This window comes from Corynebacterium gottingense, from assembly GCF_003693265.1.
Taxonomy (GTDB): domain Bacteria; phylum Actinomycetota; class Actinomycetes; order Mycobacteriales; family Mycobacteriaceae; genus Corynebacterium; species Corynebacterium gottingense.
Genome location: NZ_RDRE01000107.1, coordinates 1 through 1,820, shown reverse-complemented (window position 1 = coordinate 1,820; position 1,820 = coordinate 1). Strand labels below are relative to the sequence as shown.

At 63.4% G+C, this 1,820-nt stretch carries 1 protein-coding gene; it reads left to right on the top strand.

The features are described from left to right. Positions 1-1,820: zinc metalloprotease (locus EAW56_RS12795; RefSeq protein WP_167457440.1), on the top strand; the 1,820-nt coding region annotated here is incomplete at both ends.

The window sequence follows — 1,820 nt, the reverse complement described above, 5'->3', positions numbered from 1 at the left end:
GCGCTCGCAGTAATGGTTCCCGCCTTCCGGGTTCCCGCGGAGGCAAAGGTTGTTGACGACCCAAGCGTGGTCACCGTGACCGCCGACGAGGTCGGCCCCTTCTTCCACAACGTCGAGCTGGACAAGGGCCGTATCTCCTCCTTTAAGTTCACCGACCCGGCTTCTGTCGGCGGCACCCAGGACTCCTCCTTCTACATCGATTTCCGCTTCGGCGGCCAGAAGCTTGAGATGAGCGGTGCGAACACCAGGGTGCAGACCCGCAAGGACGGTAAGGCCGACGTGATCACGATGCGCAACGAGGACCGCAACCTCGGAGTGCAGTTCACCCGCGAGTTCCGCATCGATGGCAACACGGCCACCGTCCGTACCGAAATCACGAACACCAGCGGCAGCGACTCCTACTACCAGCTGGACATGACCAACCAGATCAACACCGCGCGCGAGCTGCAGGGGTCGTACGAGGATGGCCGCTTCACGGTCGGCCCCGAGTCCCTGGGCTACGATACGGAGATCTCTTTCGATGGCGCGACCTACTCCGGCGCTGCGAGCTCCTTCAACGGCACGACCAACCCGGACGAGGTCGGCTTCGTCGACGAGTCCGGTGCCCAGTTCCAGCGCGGCCGCTGGTTCGACGACATCGCCGCCGGCCAGACCGTCGTTGCAGAGACCACGATGACGATGCGCACCCAGGACGGCGCCGAGGACACCGACGGCGACGGCCTCGCCAACGCGTGGGAGGAGCAGGGGCTCACGCTTAACGACGGCACCGAGCTCCCCCTTAACGCGTGGGGCGCAGATCCGAACCGCCCCGACATTTTCCTGCAGATGAACTGGATGCCGTCCGAATACGAGTCTCTCGGCTGCTTTGACAATCCGCAGCAGGCAGCCTGCGCGGACGCAAACACGAAGAGCTACCGCCCGAGCAACGACATCCTGCAGCAGCTTGTCGACCTTTTTGCGGACCACGACGTGAACCTGCACATCGACGCCGGCGAGTCCTACACCAACATCCCGAACTACTCGGAGCGCCACGGTGGCGTCTACGGCGACTATACGAAGTACTACTTCCAGAACGAGCCGCAGGGCGTCAAGCTCATGGACAACATCGATGAGATGCTGGGCGACCGCTCCGCAGTCTTCCGCAGCGGCATGGTCGGCGACCAGATGGACCCGAGCACCTACTCGGTGGGTGTCTCCACGGTTGGTGACAACGCGTTCTACGTGGCCAACCACGACCGGATGACCACTGACGAGCAGTTCCGCAACACCATCCTCCACGAGCTGGGCCACACCCTCGGCCTGGACCACAACGGCTCCACCAAGTTTGCCAACCAGGTCCCGGACTCCGACTACCTGCCCAACTACTACTCGGTGATGAACTACCTCTACCAGTTCAGCCACTTTGACTATTCCGACCACGAGTCCGTCTCCGGCGGCGAGCTGCCGCAGGAATGCTACAACCCGGGCGCAAACTGCTACACCGGTGACTACCGGGTCCCCGCCGACTGGGACAACCTGATCATCAACACCGGCCACATTGGCAAGCCCGTGGGCACCGTCGGCGTCAAGAGCACGAAGGTTGATGCCGCTGCCGCGAAGACTGCAGCCAAGTACCAGCAGGACCTGACCAAGGCGGAGAAGAACGAGGGCACCGTCGACGTCGAGGTGGCAAGCTCCAACCTCGAGGCGGGCAATGCCGACAAAGTCACCCTGAAGGTGAACAACAGGGGCGCGGACCTGAACCGCTACACCGTCCAGGTGGTCACCCCGCACGGCGACGCCTCCAAGGACATCGTCCTCGACGGCGCGCTGACCGACCG